The sequence below is a fragment of the Acanthopleuribacter pedis genome (assembly GCF_017377855.1).
GTDB lineage: Bacteria > Acidobacteriota > Holophagae > Acanthopleuribacterales > Acanthopleuribacteraceae > Acanthopleuribacter > Acanthopleuribacter pedis.
The window spans coordinates 28,224-47,646 of record NZ_JAFREP010000030.1; the positions used below are offsets into that span (position 1 = coordinate 28,224).

General features: G+C 55.7%; 8 protein-coding genes and 1 tRNA gene. 4 read left to right on the forward strand and 5 right to left on the reverse strand.

Features of this window, described 5'->3' with window-relative positions:
* The first annotated feature begins 185 nt into the window (after positions 1-185).
* Together rpoB and rpoC are read left to right on the forward strand one after the other, a co-directional pair.
* Positions 186-4,505 carry a DNA-directed RNA polymerase subunit beta gene (gene rpoB / locus J3U88_RS34430; RefSeq protein WP_243436163.1) on the forward strand — a complete coding sequence of 1,440 codons (4,320 nt, stop codon included), beginning with the start codon at positions 186-188 and terminating at the stop codon, positions 4,503-4,505.
* Between the two features lie 27 nt (positions 4,506-4,532).
* Entirely contained in the window at positions 4,533-8,717 is a 4,185-nt protein-coding gene (rpoC, locus tag J3U88_RS26335; RefSeq protein ID WP_207861991.1) for a DNA-directed RNA polymerase subunit beta', read from the forward strand.
* 290 nt (positions 8,718-9,007) lie between these two features.
* On the opposite strand, the gene J3U88_RS26340 is transcribed toward rpoC, so the two are convergent.
* A complete protein-coding gene (locus J3U88_RS26340; RefSeq protein ID WP_207861992.1) occupies positions 9,008-9,595 on the reverse strand; it encodes a helix-turn-helix domain-containing protein in 588 nt (195 codons plus the stop codon).
* A gap of 797 nt (positions 9,596-10,392) precedes the next feature.
* On the opposite strand from J3U88_RS26340, the gene J3U88_RS26345 reads away from it, so the two are divergent.
* The gene (locus tag J3U88_RS26345) at positions 10,393-13,764 is read left to right on the forward strand and encodes a sensor histidine kinase (protein ID WP_207861993.1); all 3,372 of its coding nucleotides are present in this window, start codon (positions 10,393-10,395) and stop codon (positions 13,762-13,764) included.
* A gap of 207 nt (positions 13,765-13,971) precedes the next feature.
* On the opposite strand, the gene J3U88_RS26350 is transcribed toward J3U88_RS26345, so the two are convergent.
* The 3 genes from J3U88_RS26350 to J3U88_RS26360 all read right to left on the reverse strand — a co-directional run bounded on the left by J3U88_RS26350 (position 13,972) and on the right by J3U88_RS26360 (position 17,096).
* A complete protein-coding gene (locus J3U88_RS26350; RefSeq protein ID WP_207861994.1) occupies positions 13,972-14,301 on the reverse strand; it encodes a hypothetical protein in 330 nt (109 codons plus the stop codon).
* A 900-nt stretch (positions 14,302-15,201) separates the two neighbouring features.
* Complete coding sequence (locus J3U88_RS26355) at positions 15,202-15,834, reverse strand: rhomboid family intramembrane serine protease (RefSeq protein WP_207861995.1); 633 nt, start codon at positions 15,832-15,834, stop codon at positions 15,202-15,204.
* The gene (locus J3U88_RS26360; RefSeq protein WP_207861996.1) at positions 15,834-17,096 is read right to left on the reverse strand and encodes a DUF819 family protein; all 1,263 of its coding nucleotides are present in this window, start codon (positions 17,094-17,096) and stop codon (positions 15,834-15,836) included. The genes J3U88_RS26355 and J3U88_RS26360 overlap by 1 nt, the downstream gene beginning before the upstream one ends.
* 467 nt (positions 17,097-17,563) lie before the next feature.
* Here J3U88_RS26360 and J3U88_RS26365 point away from each other — a divergent pair, with 467 nt between their 5' ends.
* Complete coding sequence (locus tag J3U88_RS26365; protein ID WP_207861997.1) at positions 17,564-18,982, forward strand: Na+/H+ antiporter NhaC family protein; 1,419 nt, start codon at positions 17,564-17,566, stop codon at positions 18,980-18,982.
* Positions 18,983-19,168: 186 nt separating this feature from the next.
* Here the strand turns inward: J3U88_RS26365 and J3U88_RS26370 are convergent.
* A tRNA-Met gene (locus tag J3U88_RS26370) sits at positions 19,169-19,245 on the reverse strand.
* Positions 19,246-19,423: the final 178 nt, after the last annotated feature.

Consider the following 19,423-nt stretch of genomic DNA (forward strand, 5'->3'; position numbering starts at 1 on the left):
TCATCTCGCGGCACCCCTTTACGGGGTGCCGTTTTTCAAGGTAAAACCATTTCTCCGTGTGGGACCGAAACCAACTATCCCCAAAATTGATTCAACTTTTAAAAAGCCGGCCGCCAATCGTGGTCCGGCATTGCTGTGTCTAGGGGTAGGGTGTCACTGACACTCATCATGAAGGAGCGTCGCTTATGGGCAATTCCGAACTCACCTATCGCCAACGTACTGATTTCGCCAAAATTGAAACATCGATTCCGGTACCGAATCTGATCAATATTCAAAAGGCCTCTTACGATTACTTCCTGCAGATGGACAAGCTCACCAACGAACGTTCGGACATCGGCCTGAAAGCGGTTTTTGAGTCTCTTTTCCCTATCTCTGATTTCAAAGATACCTGCTCTCTTGAGTTTGTCGATTATACGATCGGCAACTGGGAGTGTCGGTGCGGTAAATTACAGGGCATTCACCACAACCGTACCGAATGCCACCAGTGCAGCCATATGATCATTTCCGATCAATACTCCGGTCACCGTTTGACCTGTGACGAGTGTGGCGCCACCAACGAAAACCAAAAGGCGATCTGTGACGTCTGCGGTACCTCCGTAAAATTAAAAGTCAAATACTCCGTTGATGAATGTAAGGAACGCGGCCTCACTTTTGACGCGCCGCTCAAAGTTACCGTGCGCCTGGTTGTCTGGGACAAAGAAGAAGGCGCACCCGCCGACGCTGCACCGCTGCCGCGCGACATTAAAGAACAAGAAGTTTATTTCGGCGACATCCCGCTCATGACCGAGCAGGGCACCTTCATCATCAACGGCACCGAGCGCGTCATCGTTTCTCAGATGCACCGCTCGCCCGGCGTCTTTTATTCCGAGGGCGACGACCAAGGCACCTATCACGCGCAGATCATTCCTTACCGCGGTAGCTGGATCGAGTTTGAAACCGACTCCAAGGGTGTGCTTTACGTGCGGATCGACCGCAAGCGCAAGTTCCTCGGCACCAGCTTTATTCGCGCCTTGGGCAGTTTGGACAAAGACATCCACAGCAACGAAAGCATCTTGCGCAAGTACCAAGAACCCCAGGTGATCCGTTTCAAAGACGGCAAGGTTCTGTTGGGCATGTACGAGGCTTCCTTGGGCGCCAAGTTCGCCGAGGACGTCACCAACGACGACGGCGAGGTTGTGGTTGCGGCCGGCCGTAAGGTCTCCCGTGCTTCCCAGCGCCAGCTCAAAAAAGCCGGCATTGAATACTTCCCGGTCCAGCTCGACACCATGCCCAAAACCACCCTCTTGGCCGATTTGGTTAACGAAGAGACCGGTGAGATTTTGGCCGAGGCCAACACGGCGCTCGATGAAGAATTGCTGGCCGCCATCGTGCAAAACGGCATCGCCGCCGCCGAGGTCTTTTTCCCCGAGGTTGATCCTTGCGGCGAACTGATCTCCAACACCCTCCAGGGCGACCAAGTTCGTCTGCCCGAGGAAGCGCTGGTTGAGATCTATCGCAAAATGCGTCCCGGCGATCCTCCCACGGTGGAAAGCTCGCGCAAATTGTTCATGCAGATGTTCTTTGACTCCCAACGCTACGATTTCTCGCGCGTGGGTCGCCTCAAGTTCTGCACCAAACTCAACCTGGAAAAGAACCTCGATCAGCGCGTGCTGACGCCCGAGGATTTCCACGCCACCATCGATTACCTGCTGCGCCTGCACCGCAACATCGGCAAAGTCGACGACATCGACCACCTGGGTAACCGTCGTGTTCGTTCCGTCGGCGAATTGCTGGAAAACCAGTTGCGCGTCGGTTTGGTGCGCATGCAACGTGCCATCAAGGAAAAGATGTCGTTGTACAACGACCTCAACACCATCATGCCGCACGAACTGATCAACGCCAAACCCGTTATGGCCAGCATCAAAGAGTTCTTTGGTTCCAGCCAGTTGTCCCAGTTCATGGACCAAACCAACCCGCTTTCTGAAATTACCCACAAACGCCGTCTCTCGGCACTGGGCCCGGGTGGTCTGTCCCGTGAGCGCGCCGGCTTTGAGGTTCGTGACGTTCACACCTCGCACTACGGTCGCATCTGCCCGATTGAAACCCCTGAAGGTCCCAACATCGGTCTGATCTCCTCGTTGTCCTGCTACGCGCGCATCAACGAGTTCGGTTTTATCGAATCGCCTTACTACCGCGTTGAAGACGGCCGCGTGATCCGCGAGGTCAGCATCATCAACCCATCCGGCACCGGTCACAGTAAAGGTGACGTGGTGACCTTTGAGCACGTTGAGGAACTCAACAAAAAAATCGCGACCGAGGGCGGCGAACCGGTCACCTTTGACCCCTTCGCCCACTACCTGAGTGCATGGGAAGAAGACAAGTACGTCATCGCCCAGGCCAACGCGCCGTTGGACGAAGACGGCCGCCTCTCCCAGGAACAGGTTAACTCCCGCTGCGGTGGTGAATTCAAATTGTTCCCGCGGGAAACCATTAACTACATCGACGTTTCTCCCAAACAGGTTGTTTCGGTTGCCGCCTCCTTGATCCCGTTCCTCGAGAACGATGACGCCAACCGCGCCCTGATGGGATCCAACATGCAACGTCAGGCCGTGCCCCTGTTGAAAACCGAGGCGCCCCTGGTCGGTACCGGCATGGAATACATCGCCGCACGCGATTCCGGTGCCACCCTGGTTTGCCGCAACAACGGCTGGGTTGAAACCGTTGATGCGGAACACATCGTTATCCGCCTTGAAGGCTCCCGCGACGATGTCGGCGAAATTCCCGACTTCGGTGTGGATGTGTACTACCTCTCCAAGTTCAAACGCTCCAACCAAAACACCTGCTTCAACCAAAAGCCGCTGGTTCGCAAAGGCGATTACGTGCGCAAGAACCAGGTGATCGCCGACGGTGCCTGCACCGAATGCGGCGAGCTGGCCTTGGGTAAAAACGTACTCGTTGCCTTTATGCCTTGGCGTGGTTACAACTTCGAGGATGCGATCCTGATCTCCGAACGCGTTGTGAAAGAAGACGTTTACACCTCGATCCACATTGAGGAATTCGAAATCGAAGCCCGCGACACCAAGTTGGGTCCTGAAGAAATCACCCGTGATATCCCCAACTTAAGCGAAGAGTTCCTCAAGGACCTCGACGACTCCGGCATCATTCGCATCGGTGCTTCCATCAAACCTGGCAGCATCATGGTGGGTAAGGTTACCCCTAAAGGTGAAACCCAGTTGACCCCGGAAGAGAAACTGCTGCGCGCCATCTTTGGTGAAAAAGCCGGCGACGTTCGCGACGCTTCCCTGTACGCACCGCCCGGCATCCGCGGTACCGTGGTTGATGTCAAAATCTTCTCCCGTAAAGGCGTCGACAAAGACAGCCGTTCGCTTCAGATTGAAGAAGAACAAACGCTGAAATTGAAACAGAGCCTCGAGGACCAAGAACAAATCATCCAAAACCAGGCGATCAAAAACATTCTCCGTTTGCTGAAAGGCAAAGAAGTTTTGGACGATGTGATTCACCCCTTGACCGGTGATGTGTTGATTGGCGCCGGCGGCGAAATCGATCCCGAGAAGTTGGATGGTTTGAAACTCTCCGACCTCAAGCGCATCGACGTTACCGACCCCAACATTCAGTTGGAAATCGCCAACATCTCTTCCAAAACCAACCAACAGGTTGAAGTCGCCCGTCAAGTCTTTGAAGAGGAAGTCGAAAAGCTGAAACGAGGCGATGAACTTCCCCCGGGTGTTATCAAACTGGTTAAGGTGTTCGTCGCGGTAAAACGCAAGTTGCAGGTAGGCGACAAAATGGCCGGTCGCCACGGTAACAAAGGTGTTGTCTCGTTGATCTTGCCTGAAGAAGACATGCCGTACATGCCGGATGGAACCTCTGTCGACGTGGTGCTTAACCCGCTGGGTGTTCCCTCGCGTATGAACGTTGGTCAGATCCTGGAAACCCACTTGGGTATGGCCGGCAAACGTCTGGGCAAACACTTCGCCACCCCGGTTTTCGACGGTGCCCGTGAGATCGACATCAAGGATTGGCTGAAACAGGCCGATTTCCCCACCTCCGGTAAAACCGTGCTCTACGACGGCCGTACCGGTGAGCCGTTCGAACAGCCCGTTACCGTGGGTGTGATTTACATCCTGAAACTGCACCACTTGGTTGATAACAAAATTCACTCTCGCTCGATCGGCCCTTACTCGCTGATCACGCAGCAACCCTTGGGTGGTAAAGCCCAGTTCGGTGGCCAGCGTTTTGGTGAGATGGAAGTTTGGGCGCTGGAAGCCTACGGCGCCGCGCACATCCTGCAAGAATTGCTGACTGTCAAATCCGATGATGTACAGGGCCGTACCCGGATTTACGAAGCCATCGTCAAGGGCGAGCCCGCGTGTGAGCCCGGCATCCCCGAATCCTTCAACGTTCTTGTCAAAGAACTGCAAAGTTTGGCGTTGGACGTTCAACTCTTCAAGGAAGGTGACTTGGAGAAATTGACGGCCGAACCAACCGAAGGTTCTGAAGAGTAATTAGGTCCGAGAAGTAGAGGAGGAAACATGCAACGTCATGGGTTTTACAATCGCCAGCCGGCGATCAATGAGTTTGAAGCCATTCGAATCAGTCTCGCTTCTCCCGAAACGATCCGTTCTTGGTCGTTCGGCGAAGTAACCAAACCAGAGACGATTAACTACCGAACCTTCAAACCCGAAAAAGACGGTCTCTTTTGCGCTCGGATCTTTGGTCCTGTCGTGGATTGGGAGTGTTTGTGCGGTAAATACAAACGCATGAAATATCGCAACATCATTTGCGATAAATGCGGTGTCGAGGTCACCTTGTCCAAGGTGCGCCGCGAGCGTATGGGCCACATCGAATTGGCCGCCCCCGTTTCCCACGTCTGGTTCTTCAAAGGCTTGCCCAGCCGTATCGGCTACCTGCTCGACGTATCCCTCAAAGATCTGGAGCGCGTGCTTTATTTCGAAGCCTACGCGGTCATTGATCCAGGTGGTATCTCGACCATTCAACCCAAGGAACTGTTGACGGAAGAAAAGTACCGCCAGTTGCGCGAGGAATACGGCCCGGTTTTCACCGCGAAAATGGGTGCCGAGGCCATCAAGGAACTGCTGCAAGGTTTGGATCTGGACGATCTGGCCACCGAACTACGTTACAGCATGCGCCACGAAACCTCCGCCCAGAAGCGGACCAAGTTGGCCAAACGCCTCAAGGTGGTTGAAGCCTTTTTGAAAAGCGGCAACAAACCCGAGTGGATGATCCTCGACGTTATTCCGGTGATTCCACCGGAACTGCGGCCCCTGGTACCCCTGGACGGTGGTCGTTTCGCGACCTCCGACCTCAACGATCTGTACCGTCGCGTGATCAACCGCAACAACCGTCTCAAGAAACTGCTGGAACTGCGCGCACCCGATGTGATTATTCGCAACGAGAAACGCATGCTCCAAGAAGCCGTCGACGCCTTGTTTGACAACGGTCGCCGCGGTCGCGTCCTTAAGGGCGGGAACAACCGTCCGCTCAAGTCGCTGTCCGACACCCTCAAAGGGAAACAAGGTCGTTTCCGCCAAAACCTGTTGGGTAAGCGTGTTGACTACTCCGGCCGTACCGTTATCGTGGTTGGCCCCGAGCTGGCGCTCGATCAGTGTGGCCTGCCCAAGGCCATGGCGCTTGAGCTGTTCAAACCCTTTATCTACAACCTGCTCGAAAAGTACAACCATGCCTCCACGGTCAAAACCGCCAAGGAATTGGTCGAAGCCCGTGCCCCGGTTGTCTGGGAAGTGTTGGAAGAAGCGGTTAAATCGCACCCCGTCTTGCTAAACCGCGCACCCACGCTTCACCGTCTCGGCATCCAGGCCTTTTATCCCGTTTTGGTCGAAGGTAAAGCGATTCGTCTGCACCCGCTGGTGTGTACCGCTTTTAACGCCGACTTCGACGGCGACCAAATGGCCGTTCACGTGCCACTGAGCCCGACCTCCGTCATTGAGGCCGAAACCCTGATGCTCAGCTCGCGCAACATCCTGTCACCGGCGCACGGTCACCCGATTACCGTACCCACCCAGGACATCGTGTTGGGTTCCTACTACCTGACCTTGTCGCGCGAGGGCCTGAAGGGCGAAGGCATGATCTTCAAAAGCCTTCAGGACGTGATTGCCGCCAAAGAGCGCGGTTTGGTTGAAACCAACAGCCGCATCTACCTGCGTTACACCGGTAAGCTGATCGATCTTGAGAAGGCCGCGCAAAAACAAAGCGTTCAGGCCCACCTCGAGGAAGATGTGGTGAACCACAAGGTTGAGACCACCGTTGGCCGCGTTATTTTCAACGCCGCTTTCCCCGACGACATGCCGTTCATCAACGGTCTGTTCAAAAAGGGCGGTTTGACCAGCCTCGTTTACTACTGGAACAATTCCTTCGGTCGTGAACGCACCGTTCGCTGTCTGGACATCCTCAAGGAACTGGGTTTCTTGTATGCGACCGTCGCCGGCATTTCCTTCGGCATCGACGACATGGTCATTCCTCCCAACAAGGAAGACCTTCTCGAAAGCGCCAAGGACAAGGTTATCGAGGTCGAACACCAGTACAAAGACGGTCTTTTGACCAACAAAGAACGCTACAACAAAGTTGTGCAGATTTGGTCCGAGGTTACCGAAGAGATCGCCAAAGAGATGTTCGACTTTATGGAAGATGTCAACATCTCCAACGAGCACCTCAACCCGATCTTCATCATGGCCGACTCCGGTGCCCGTGGTTCGAAACAGCAGATCCGCCAGTTGGCCGGGATGCGTGGTTTGATGGCGAAACCGTCCGGTGAAATCATCGAAACCCCGATTACCGCCAACTTTAAAGAAGGTCTGACCGTACTGCAGTACTTCATCTCGACGCACGGTGCCCGTAAGGGTCTGGCCGATACCGCGCTGAAAACCGCCGACTCCGGTTACCTGACCCGTCGTCTGGTTGACGTTGCGCAAGACGTGATCATCACCGAGGAAGATTGCGGTACCTTGGACGGCATTACCGCCCACGCCATTATTGAGCAGGGTGAAGTCATTGAGTCCCTGCGTGACCGAATTATCGGCCGCGTTGCCCTCGATGATGTGTACCACCCCACCAGCAACGAGCTGTTGGTTGAAGCCAACGACATGATCAGCCCGTCCGTTGCCCAAGAAATTGAATACGCCGGCATTCATGAAGTCACCATCCGTTCGGTGTTGACCTGTGAATCAGAATACGGCGTATGTCGCCTGTGCTATGGCAAAAACCTGGCCACGGGTAATTTGGTTGAAATCGGTGAGGCTGTTGGTGTTATTGCCGCTCAGTCCATCGGTGAGCCCGGTACCCAGTTGACCATGCGTACCTTCCACATCGGTGGTACCGCATCCGCCGTTGACGAGCAGTCGACCCACGTTACCCGCCGCGGCGGTACCATTGACTTCCGCAACATGAAAACCGTTCAAGGTCGTGACGGCGACGAGGTTTGCTTGTCCCGTAACGGTACGGTTGTGGTTATTGACGACGAGGGACGCGAGGAACACTACGCCACTGTCATCGGTGCCAAGGTGAAAGTACACTCCGGCCAACGCGTTGAACCCAACACCATCTTGGTTGAATGGGATCCCTACTCCTTTGTTGTTGTCTCCGAGGTATCCGGTACTTCCGATTTCAAAGACATCATCCCTGGTGTCACCATGATTGAAGAAGTGGACGAGGCAACCTCCTACTCCCGTCAGAAGATTGTTCCTTCCGCCGACGAGAAGTTGCACCCCACCATCTTGATCAAAGACGCCGACGGCAAGGTCATGGACCGTTACCCACTGCCCAACGAATCCTTGATCATGATCGAACGCGAGGTTGAAACCCACGCGGGTGACGTTATTGCCAAGATCGCAAAAGACACCACCCGTCAGATGGACATCACCGGTGGTCTGCCGCGGATCGTTGAACTCTTCGAAGGTCGGAAACCCAAGGAACCCGCGGTCATTGCCGAGCTCGACGGGGTTGTGGCTTACGGCAACATCAGCCGTGGTCAGCAAAAGATCTCTGTTGAGAACGAATACGGCGTCAAACGCGAGTACTCCGTTCCCAAGGGTAAATACATCCACTTTAAAGAAGGCGAGTTCATTCGCGCCGGTGAGCAGCTCATCGACGGTGCCCGCAGCCCGCACGATATCCTCAACGTTCTGGGCGAGAAGGAATTGCAGAAATTCCTGGTCGACGAGATCCAAGAGGTTTACCGCCTACAGGGTGTAAACATCAACGACAAGCACATCGAAATTATCATCCGTCAGATGATGCGTTGGATGGAAATCGACGAAGTCGGCGATACCGTGTTCATCGTTGGCGAGCGTGTTGACAAGTTCCGCTTCCAAAAAGAAAACGAACGCGTCATCGCCGAGGGCGGCCAGCCCGCCAAGGGTCACCCACTCTTGGTTGGTATTACCAAAGCCTCTCTGTCGACCGATTCCTTCATTTCGGCCGCGTCCTTCCAGGAAACGACCCGTGTGCTTACCGAGGCTTCCATCGAAGGCAAAGTGGACACCCTGCGTGGCCTGAAAGAAAACGTCATCATGGGTAAACTGATCCCGGCCGGTACCGGCATGATCTACTACCGCGATGTAGAGATCGATCCCGATACCACCATTCGCGAGAAAGCGGACGAGGTTACCGACGAGTTCAGCCTCGACAGCTTGATCAAGAGCAGTCAGGAAAAGATCAGCGGTGCCAAAACCACGATCTAACCCAATGCAACATTGAAATGAAAAAGGGGCGGTAGCGATACCGCCCCTTTTTTCATTTCAGGGCGTTGGGGGGAACTTCTCCGACGGGTTCGGATGGGCCGTTTCCCAGCCCGCATTGCTACCTAGAATTCGTCGCGAGGTTTTGAAATTGCTGTGAGTAAACAGGTTATGCCCTGGGGGCGGCGCGAGGGCCTGACCTTTCGCCGCGCCTCGACCATGCAATGCGGAAGGCCGCGCCCTCGTCGTCGCATGGGTTGCCCCGTAGCAGCATTCCTTGTAAGCAATGCGGGCTAGTCCCAGTATTCCTGAAGCTCTTTGACCCGGTTTTCCGTCAGCTTTTTGTGGAGATCGACCACATCTTTGACAACCCGCTTCAGTTCGTCCTCGCGTGATTGCTGGTCTTTGACCGGCGCCACCTTGTTGTACACATTGGCCATCAGCAACGCCCGTTCACCGGCCTCATTGATACGGTGCTTCAGGCGACGGCGGTTGATGGAGTACACCCCGTTTTCGCCGGATTGCGCCACCGCCGCTTCGATGTGGTGGTCGTAAGCATAGGTCAGGTGACGGGCGATTTCGGCGATCAGATTGCTGTCGACTTCCTCGCACGTTTCTTTTTCGTCCAAAAACATCGGGCCTTTGCCCAAGATCAGCCAGTCACCCGACACGCCCGTGAAGGCAAGGATCGTGGTCAACGCATCGTACCCCGGCTTGCGGACGCCCGTGTAGTAATCACGCAACGAAGGGTAAGCCATGCCGGCTTCCCGTGCGAAGTGTTTAATTTTCATTTTTTTTGAATCGATGGCGCGTTTCAGTCGTTCTTTTTGCGATGAATCATCAATTGACAAATAAGCGACGGTTTCTTCTTGATTGTTCAAGCTGATACCTCATTGATCCTCATCAACAGGCCTATGATAGGGCAAGGTGACCCATTACCCGTGCGCGAGGTCTCCCGAACCTTGTTGATACGGCAGGTTTTTTAAACGGACGCGGCCGTTTATTTGCGAGAAGGGCGGAAATTTTTTGGCGGTAAAGTTTTATGTGAGTCCCTTATCCTAGCAAGTCTCCACGTCCCAAGGCAATCGAAGAGGTCGGTTTGCGGTCGATTTTTTATTGGAACCCATTTTCGGTGCTAAGAATGCGGTGGTTTTTGGTGTGTTGCGGTGGTATTTCCCGGGGTTCGCCTTGGTTATCATTGTGTAGTGCGGTGGCGTTTGTGTTTTACCGGCCCGCGCGGTCGCCACTGGTTTTTTTCTTAGGCCGTGCCGCGGGCTTTTTTCATTCGGTTTGCCTTTCAAAAAACCTTGCAGGCCATTAACCCCGCTGCTGTGGCATAATGCATAGTACGCACGATCCCCATGTCCGCATGACGAATGATGCTCGGTATCTTGGCCGGTCCGCCTCGATCCCGTGGTGTTTTATCCCACATTGCTGGGACGGTTCATGGTTTGCCGCGCCTTCGCCTCGCAACCAATACCTGTCCGGTTTGCCCGTTCGGTCATTTCAGCCTGTCGTGGGTGGGGTCGGAACCACCGCTAAATTAAGGGTTTGCGGCTTAGACCTCGGCACATGGTGATGGTGGTGGATCGGGGTCTCTCCGTTCCTCACTTCCCCCCTGGCAAGATGTTCCGCTGTTGTGCCGGTCGGCATGCCTAACTTGTCTGAATTGAAGCTCATGACGCCTACTCCTACACAAAAAAACGGTCTGACGGTTCCGATTCGGTGCATCTGGATTGATGCCCTGTATCCCGCGTTCTTGTTGCGTAACTGTGCGGCCTGGTTTGTTTTTTCGCTCGTTTCTATGTTGGCGCTGAATCCGCAGAAATTGATCAGTCAGTACATTCACAAACACTGGAGTTTGGAAGAGGGGCTAAGTCAGGTCACCGTTCAGGCTATCTTGCAATGCGACGACGGTTATTTATGGCTGGGTACCCAGGAAGGTTTGGTCCGTTTTGACGGTTGGAACATGCGCGTTTTTGACCGCAACCAAGAGCCCAAGCTTGAAAACGATTTTATTAACGGTTTGTTTCAAAGTGCCCAAGGTGATCTTTGGGTGGGGACCCGGCGCGGTGTGGTTCGTTTTCGCGAGAGCCGCTTGGTTTCTTTTAGGGGCGCGGCCCCCCAGCCGCGTGGGAACATTGCCGCTTTTAGTGAGGATGCCGAGGGTCGGGTATGGCTGGGCGGAGATGATGGATTATGGGTTTTTGAAAACGAGGTCTTTCGTCGGGTTCCCCTACCTTTCGCCAATCGCGCCCGTTTGCCGGTGACCCAATTGCTGAACGACAGCATGGGACGTCTGTGGATTGCGACCGACCGGGGCTTACTGCGGAAAGAGGCCCGTGCCACCATTCAGGTACCCTTGCCGGGAACCACCACCGCTTCGCGAATCAACGCCCTCTTTTTGGATGAAGGTGATCGTGTTTGGGTGGGCACCAACGAGGGTTTGTTTGATATTTCCAGCAAGGGGACCCGTCGCTATACTCGAGAAGAAGGGCTGACCTCGGATCGGATTCTCGCGTTGCAGCGCGACCAAAACGGGGTGTTGTGGGTTGGAACCAGCGGGGGCCTCAATCGTTTCTTTGAAGATGAACTCTTGCCGGATCAGGAATTTTACCCCTTACGCAACCACCAAATATCCGCGATCCACCATGATCGCGAAAGCAACTTATGGGTGGGCACCTACAACGACGGCCTTCATCAGTTACGCGACGGTTTGATTACCTGTGTCGGTCGATCCGAGGGGCTGCCCCACGACAGTGTGCGTGCTTTACTGGAAAACCCCGACGGTTCGATCTGGATGGGGACCGCCGGCGGTTTGGGCCTCTTGCGCGGCAGCCAGGTGGTGCGCCATGCCATTCGGCCCGCCGACAACGACATCATTGTGCAAACCCTGATGCGCGATGACCGCGACAATTTATGGATTGGTACCCGTTTTTCCGGGGTTTTGCGCTATCACCAGAATCGCTACGACGTCATCGATATGGATTTTGGGTTGTCCGACAATTACGTGCGCGCTCTGCTTCAGGACCGCGAGGGACGCATTTGGATCGGCACCGCCGAGGGCGGCATTGATGTGCTGTTCCGCGATCAGCTCACCAACATGTCCGTGGCGCAAGGCCTGTCCTCACCCTACATCTTGACCCTGTTTCAAGATCGGTTGGGTGCCGTCTGGGTCGGTACCCGCGGGGGCGGCGTGAACCGCATTTACAAGGGGACCATCGAAACCTTCACCACCGCCGACGGACTTACCGGCGATACCATTTACAACTTTTTCGAGGATGTTGAAGGCAAGCTGTGGATCGGGACCGATGAAGGGTTGTCGCTTTACCATCAGGGTGTCTTCCGCGGTATTACCACCGAACAAGGCCTGTTTAACCACGTGGTTTATTCGATTACCGAGGATCGCGGCGGGCGTTTCTGGATGACCTGTAACAAAGGGATTTACAGCGTGCGCCGGCAAGAGTGCGAGGCCGTGATTCAAGGGCGGAAACCGCTGATTCATTGTCGCGTTTACGGCGTGCCCGAGGGCATGCGCAGTCCCGAGTGTAATTTCGGCGGCCCGTCCTCCGGGATTCAAACCACGGTAGGTGAACTCTGGTTCCCAACCGTCAGTGGCGCCGTCCGCATTGATCCCGCCCAGAAAAAACTCAATTGGGCGTTGCCGCCCGTGCGGGTTGAGCGCGTGGTTGCCGACAATCGCTTGTTGGACCGCGAGGGCGCCCAGGTTGGCCCGCGTCTCGAGCAGATCGAACTGAGTTACACCGCGCTTAGTTTCTCCGAGCCGGAAAAAGTGTTGTTTCGTACCCGGCTCGAGGGCTTCGATTTGGAATGGAAAGAGCAAGGCTCGCGTCGCTTCGCCAACTACACCAACTTGGCACCCGGTGAATATACCTTTCGGGTGGTGGCCTGCAACAATGACGGTTTGTGGAATCTAGACGGTGCCTCGTTCAACTTTGAGGTAAAACCGAGCTTCACCCAAACCTATACCTTTTACGCGCTGGTGGTGGTGGCTTTGGCATTGGTCGGGTACGGGTTGATTCGGCTGCGCTTACACGGCGCCGCCCTGCGTGAAGAACGGCTGCATCGTCTCGTTGAGGCGCGAACCTTTGCCCTGAAACAAGCCAATACCGATTTAGTCCAAGCACAGGAGCGTTTGGTGCAGGCCGCCCACCAGGCGGGGATGGCCGAAATCGCCACCAACGTGTTGCACAACATTGGCAATGCACTGAACAGTGTCAACGTCACCACCAGCCTGATCGGTGACCAATTACGCACCATGAACATCGGATTCCTGGAGCGTTTGGTTTTGTTGCTCGGGCGTCACAAGGACAACATGGTCAGCTTTTTGGTGGACGATCCGCGCGGGCGGCATGTGCCCCGCGCACTCGGGAAAATTGCCGAATCTTTGCTGCGCAACAAACAAAAATTACTGGCCGACGTCGCTTCGCTGGAAGAACAGGTGCTGCGTATTAACAACCTCATCCGTCAGCAACAGGCCCACATCGACAACGTCCATTTTCTCGAAATTGTGCATCTCGGAAACCTGCTCGACGAAGTCTTGCACCACGCGGAGGAGCGCATTCAGGTCCAGGATATTCGCCTCGAGGTTTCGTGCGCGCGACTCTCTCCGATCCGCGTTCATAAGTCTAAGTTGGTGCAGGTGCTGCTGTACCTCATCGACAACGCGATTGAGGCCATGGAAGTGTGCTCCGAGCGCAAGCTCACCATCACGGCCGGTCGAACCGAGGACAAGCGGGTCTTTATCGAAGTGGTTGATACCGGGGTGGGCATTGATCCCGAGATCATGGATCGCATCTTCTTCCACTCGTTTTCCACCAAACCCGACGTCAACGGTTACGGTTTGCACTACAGCGCCAACGCCATGATGGAGATGGGCGGTAACATTCGCGCCTTCAGCGACGGGGTTGGCCGCGGCGCGCGGTTCCGCGTCGAATTACCCTACATCGAAGTTGACGAAGAAACCCTCAACGCCTCAAACGGCATGCGCAGCATTGTCACCGATTTAGGCGCGGACGAAGAACGGTGACAGGAGGCGCAAACAAGCTTGGTATGGATGAATAGATCCGTTGATCGGCGTGACGGCCTCATCGGGGACGGGAAGTGCAAAAGCCAAACCGGGGATTGGGCGAAGCGGGGACTCTTGCCGATCCGCATCCTCTAACAATCACAAGAGCCTAAGCAATACCGAATCCCAAGCCAAGCCTCGTGGGAACACACCCCATCCAAAACATCCCTACAGCCATTCGTCCGAGGCCGGTTTCTCCACGATGCGGTGCTTGTTGGGATTCATCTTGCGATTGACCATACTGTAGACGCGGTTCGGTAAAATCGGGGTACCGTAAAAAGACAGCACGTAGTGTTCCGCATGCCAATCCCAGGTGAGCCGACCGCGTAACACACGGTCAAAGGCTTGCCCGTAATCGGGTAAGCCGATTTCGCGGAACCAGGTCACGTGATCGTACTTCTTGTTTTCGGGTGGGATTGGGGTGTTGTGAAACTGTCCCTCATAAAAGGCCCACAAGCCGTCGCCTGGCTGCACTGTGGTTTCCTTGGCTTGGTTCATCCATACCTCCGCCTGTATCGCGAAAACCCGGGGTGTCTCGGTGCGGCCGCGTCTCCCGTGGGGGCGGATCAGGTGGCTTCGGTTCGGTGGTGGCTCAAGGGGCGCGGCTTGGGTTTCGCTTTTGCTGCATTCCGATCATTGTACACCGGCCTGGCTTAGGGTAAAGCCGCTTTCTCACAGGAAAATCACGTCTAGGATGGATACGGGTTGGGTGGGGTTTGAGGGGTGTGCCTTGGTTTCCTCATTTTTAGAAAGTCAGGGAGAACAGAGGTTGGCGGGAAGCGGAGGATCCCGCGTGTGATGGATCGCGAATGCGGATCATGCCCTAGTTTCGATTGTGCGGTGGTGGTGGGATGGATCCATAGTTTTGGCAGGGGTTTGGCTTGGAACACATTATTTATCAGGAGATTAGGAGAGATAGAGGATGGCGAGGTGCGGTTTTCCCCTCGTGTGATGGATCGCGCATGCGGATAAGGCCGTAACTTCGATTGTTTGATTTCACTGTGAATGTCGGTCTTTGCATAAAGTATATAAAACTAGGCGTTTGAGCGTGTCTGGTACGGCGTGTTTTTAGAAAACGAGTGGACCTGATTAAAAAGACCGTGATCCAGGTGGCCCCCTCCATCCGCGGCGCCTCTTTGCATGGGCGAGGAAAACGGTGCCCCGCCGATCCTGTATCAATCCTCTTATCCTTGGTCGTGTTCGTGCATGCCGGTTAGGGGCGCAAAGCATATAAAATTAGGTGTTTGAACGTGTCTGTCACCACGCTCGTTAGTCACCGCGCTCGTTATTAGTAGACCATGATCCTGGTGGACTCGTTCATTTGCGGCGCCTGTTCGCTGGGCCGCGAAAAGCCGCTTCACGCCGATCCTGGGCGATCCTTCCATCCTTGTCGGCCGGCTATTCGTTCCAGAGCCAGTTGTCGTCTTCCGGCGGGGCGCGTTTTTCCGCTGGTGGTGGTTCGGGTTTGGGTTGGCGTAAGGCAAGGAGCAGGCCGCTGATTGCCCCAAAAAGGTGCCCTTCCCACGAGATGCCGGGCTGACCCGGCAACATGCCCCAGACCGAACCGCCGAAAAGCAGCGCGGTGATGAGGGCGACGCCGCTGCCCGCGCGGTTGCGTCGCCGCATGCCGTCGAAAAAGAGGAACGCCGAAATACCGTAAATGACGCCGCTTAAACCGATGTGGGTCACTTGGCGGGCCAGCAACCAGACCATCGAGCCGGAGAGCAGCCACAGGGCGGCGAAATGTTGGACGCCGCGGCGACCGTGGAAGTGGAGCAACAGCAGGCCGAGGATCAGGAAGGCGCTGGAGTTGGCCATGAGGTGTTGAAAATCGCCGTGCAGCAAGGGCATGGTGAGCACACCCCGCAAGCCGGTCAGCGTGCGGGGCACCACACCCCAGTGGGCGAAGCGGGTATCAAACCACAGCTCGCACCACTTAATCGTCCAAATGATCAGAAGGAAACCGCAGACCGCCAGCAGTTGCAGCGCGAAGCGGGATTCCGCCTGAGCCGCCCGCTCCGGTTGTTGCATTAAAAGCCACCTGCCGCCGCGCGCAGGATCAGGCCGCAGATGTACGCGCCGATGGTACCCACGAAGTAACCAAAGACCGCCAGTAAGACGCCGACCGGGGCCAGGGTGGGGTGGAAGGCCGAGGCGACGACCGGGGCCGAGGCCGCGCCGCCGACGTTGGCCTGACTGCCGACCGCCAGGAAGAATAAGGGGGCGCGAATGATTTTTGCGACCGCGATCAGCAGACCGCCGTGGATACCGATCCAGATCAAACCGACTAAAAACAGAATGGGCGTTTCGGTCAGCGCCGTGATGTCCATTTTCATGCCGATTGAGGCCACCAAAATGTACAGCATGGCCGAGCCGATGCGCGAGGCGCCGACGCCTTCCAGCTTGCTGAGTTTGGTGAAGGACAGAGCCATACCGATCGCCGTGGCCGTCATGATTAACCAGAAGAACTTGCTGGTCAGGCTGATCTTTTCGAAGAAATCGGCATTGTCAGAGGCCGCGATCAGCGGGGTCATCACGTCCGCGACAATGTGCCCGATTGCCGTGCCCGCGAAACCGACACCCAGGATGGTCATCAGGTTGGTCAAGTTGGGGATTTGGGCGATACGTGCCTGGTAATCTTCCATTTTGGTCTGGAGTTCCTTGATCGCCGTGTTGTCTGCCTTGAGCATGCGGTCGTATTTGTCGGGATCGCCCGAGGCAAACAGCAGGCAGGCCATCCAGATATTGGCCACGATCACGTCGACCGCGATCATGGCGCTGAAGATACCATCGCCCACGTTGAACATTTCTTTCATCGCGGTTTGGTTGGCGCCGCCGCCGATCCAGCTACCCGCGACCGTGGTCATGCCGCGCCACACCTCGTTGGGTTCGATGCCGCCCATTGCTTCCGGGCTGAAAAAGCTGACAATCAAAAAGGCGATGGGTCCACCGATGATAATGCCAAAGGTGCCCGTAAAAAACATGATGATCGCTTTGGGTCCGAGGCCGATGATGCCTTTGATATCAATGCTCAAACAAAGCAGGACCAAACAGCAGGGCAGCAGGTAGCGCGATGCCACAAAGTACAACTTGGAAACGTCGCCCGAGATAACGCCCAAGGTACTGAATACGGCAGGGATAAAGTAACAAAGCAGGAGGGCGGGAACCACCCGATAGAACTTTTTGAGTGTTGGGTTTTCACTGTGAGACGTGACAAAAATAAATGCCAAGATCGTCATGAGCAAACCCAAGACGACCGCATCATTGGTAATTAGCGGTGGTGGTTGAACCATGGCTGGGAGTATCCTTCAAGGTATTGGTAAAAAAAGCGCGCTTCGACCGTTGCCGGCCCCTAGAGCCGCCGGACCAACCCCGCGTTGGGTTGTCCGTGAAAAACCGAGGCCCGGGTCGCCCGGCGCGGTGGATGCGCGGGATCGGTTGTACCGAATCGGTTGGTTATCGAAGGCGCGACCCTGATCGGATGAGCCGTTGCCCGGTGGGATGACCGCCGGCGCTGTTTCGAACCTATTCCATTTCATCGCGCATTGCGACCATTCAGCGGCTGTTGGGTCAGGGGTTGCCGCGGATGGGGGGTTGCGCCGAGCGGGTGCCGTTCGTCAGGGTAATTCATTAAAACCCGGCACCGGCGGCGGGTCAAGCAAGAGCGTCGTTCGTCGCTTTCGTGTCCTGAGCTTGTGGGCGGCAACTGATCTGGCTATGATGCGGAACAAACAGGAAACGAATGAGATTGAGGTGATCTGTGCCTGAATGGTTGTCGGTGGTCCCGCCGATTGTGGCGATTGCAGTGGCGGTGTGGAAGCGCGAGGTTATTTTGGCGCTTTGCTCAGGGATTTGGTTGTCCGAATGGTTGATGGTGTGCCGCGATTTGAACGAAAAAACCGCCGCCGCTTGGGAATGGCTTTTGTCGCCCGGGACCGCCGTGGTTCAAGCCTTGGAGCGTGCCGTTGCCGTGTTTGAGGGCGGCAACACCCGGGTGTTGTTGTTCTGCCTGCTGGTCGGCGGCCTCATTGAACTGATGCGTGTCTCCGGCGGGGTGAAGGGTTTTGTGGCGAGTTTGTCCCGTCGCGGTCTTGGTAAAACGCCTCGCCAGGCCGGGATACTCACCATGATGGTCGGCGTGTTGGTTTGGATGGAAACCAGCATGAGTTGTCTGGCGGCCGGCATGGTGGGCATGCCGCTGTTTGACCGGTTCAAATTGAGTCGCGAGCGCCTGGCCTTCATTTTGGACTCAACCTGTGCACCTATTAGCGTCATTATTTTATTCAACGGCTGGGGCGGATACGTGCTCGGTTTAATTAGCGAGGACAGTTACCAGATCGCCAGTCCCGTGAATGTTTTGGTCGGCTCCATCGGCTTTAACTTCTACGCGCTGCTGATTCTCGGCCTGGTTGCCTTTACCGTGATTTCGGGTCGCACCTTTGGCCCCTTGCGCCGGGCCGAGGCCGAGCTTGCGGTTCGTGAGGAATCTGCCGAGGCCGTGGCCGACCGCCTCGGTCAGGACGAGATTGCCGTCGGCAAAACCCGTTACATGTTGCTGCCCCTGGCGATCATGGTTGTGCTCATGATTGTCTTTTTGATTCAAACCGGGTCCGGCTCACGTTCCGTGCTCTGGTCTGTCAGTATTGCGCTGGTGGTGACCGTGGTGTACATGGTTCGGGACGGTGCTTTTTCCTATCCGCGTGCGCTGGAGCTGGGTTACCAGGGGATGGGGAAGTTGTTGCCCTTGGTGCTGCTGATGCTGTTGGCCTTTACCATCGGTAAAAGTTGTCGCGAATTGGGGACCGGTGTTTTTGTGGCCGGCTGGATCGGTACCACCCTGCCTGCCGTCGCCATCGCGCCGCTGTTGTTTCTGGCGGGTGCTTTGATGTCCTTTACCACCGGCACCTCGTGGGGTACCTTTGCCATTTTGATCCCGGTCGGCATGCCGTTGGCCGCCACCTTCGGCTTACCGCACAGTCTTTTCCTCGCCGCGATTCTCGGCGGCGGTGTGTTTGGCGATCACTGCTCGCCGATAAGTGATACCACCCTTGTGGCATCGCTTGCCGCCGGCTGTGACCTGCTCGATCATGTACGCACCCAGTTACCTTATGCCTTGGTCGCGGGCGGCGGTGCACTGATCCTCTACACCTTGGCCGGTTTGGTGTTGCAGGCCGGATAAAAGGCAACGGATCGCGCCGGGGGTTGTCACACCCTTCTCATGAGGGCTGCTGTTGCGGGTAGCCCTTGTGGGCGATGCGGCGAAGCCGCGCGGTGCAAATTCCACGGACCGCAATGCTGTGCCCAGAAACGCGAAAAGCCCCGCAATGCGGGGCTTTCTCGTGTTGTTCCAGGTGTTTAAGGAAGTTGGTGGCGGGGGGAGGATTTGAACCTCCGACCTTTGGGTTATGAGCCCAACGAGCTACCTGGCTGCTCCACCCCGCGTCAACAAGGGGCAATTCTAGACCTCAGCCCGGTCGCTGTCAAACAATAAATTAAAAAAAGCCAAAAAAATCCCTGAACCCGGTCTGGGCCCCTGTTTGGCGGTGTTCATGACTACTTATAACTATTTTTTAGAAACGGATTTCTCCATAGTCAAGGCGACGCGCCTAAAAAAATGTAA

What these genes read in the sequence shown, in the direction of transcription:
- rpoB (WP_243436163.1), top strand. Translation starts at nt 186, where the DNA reads ATGGGCAATTCCGAACTCACCTATCGCCAACGTACTGATTTCGCCAAA.
- rpoC (WP_207861991.1), top strand. Translation starts at nt 4,533, where the DNA reads ATGCAACGTCATGGGTTTTACAATCGCCAGCCGGCGATCAATGAGTTT.
- J3U88_RS26345 (WP_207861993.1), top strand. Translation starts at nt 10,393, where the DNA reads ATGACGCCTACTCCTACACAAAAAAACGGTCTGACGGTTCCGATTCGG.
- J3U88_RS26350 (WP_207861994.1), bottom strand. Translation starts at nt 14,301, where the DNA reads ATGAACCAAGCCAAGGAAACCACAGTGCAGCCAGGCGACGGCTTGTGG.
- J3U88_RS26355 (WP_207861995.1), bottom strand. Translation starts at nt 15,834, where the DNA reads ATGCAACAACCGGAGCGGGCGGCTCAGGCGGAATCCCGCTTCGCGCTG.
- J3U88_RS26360 (WP_207861996.1), bottom strand. Translation starts at nt 17,096, where the DNA reads ATGGTTCAACCACCACCGCTAATTACCAATGATGCGGTCGTCTTGGGT.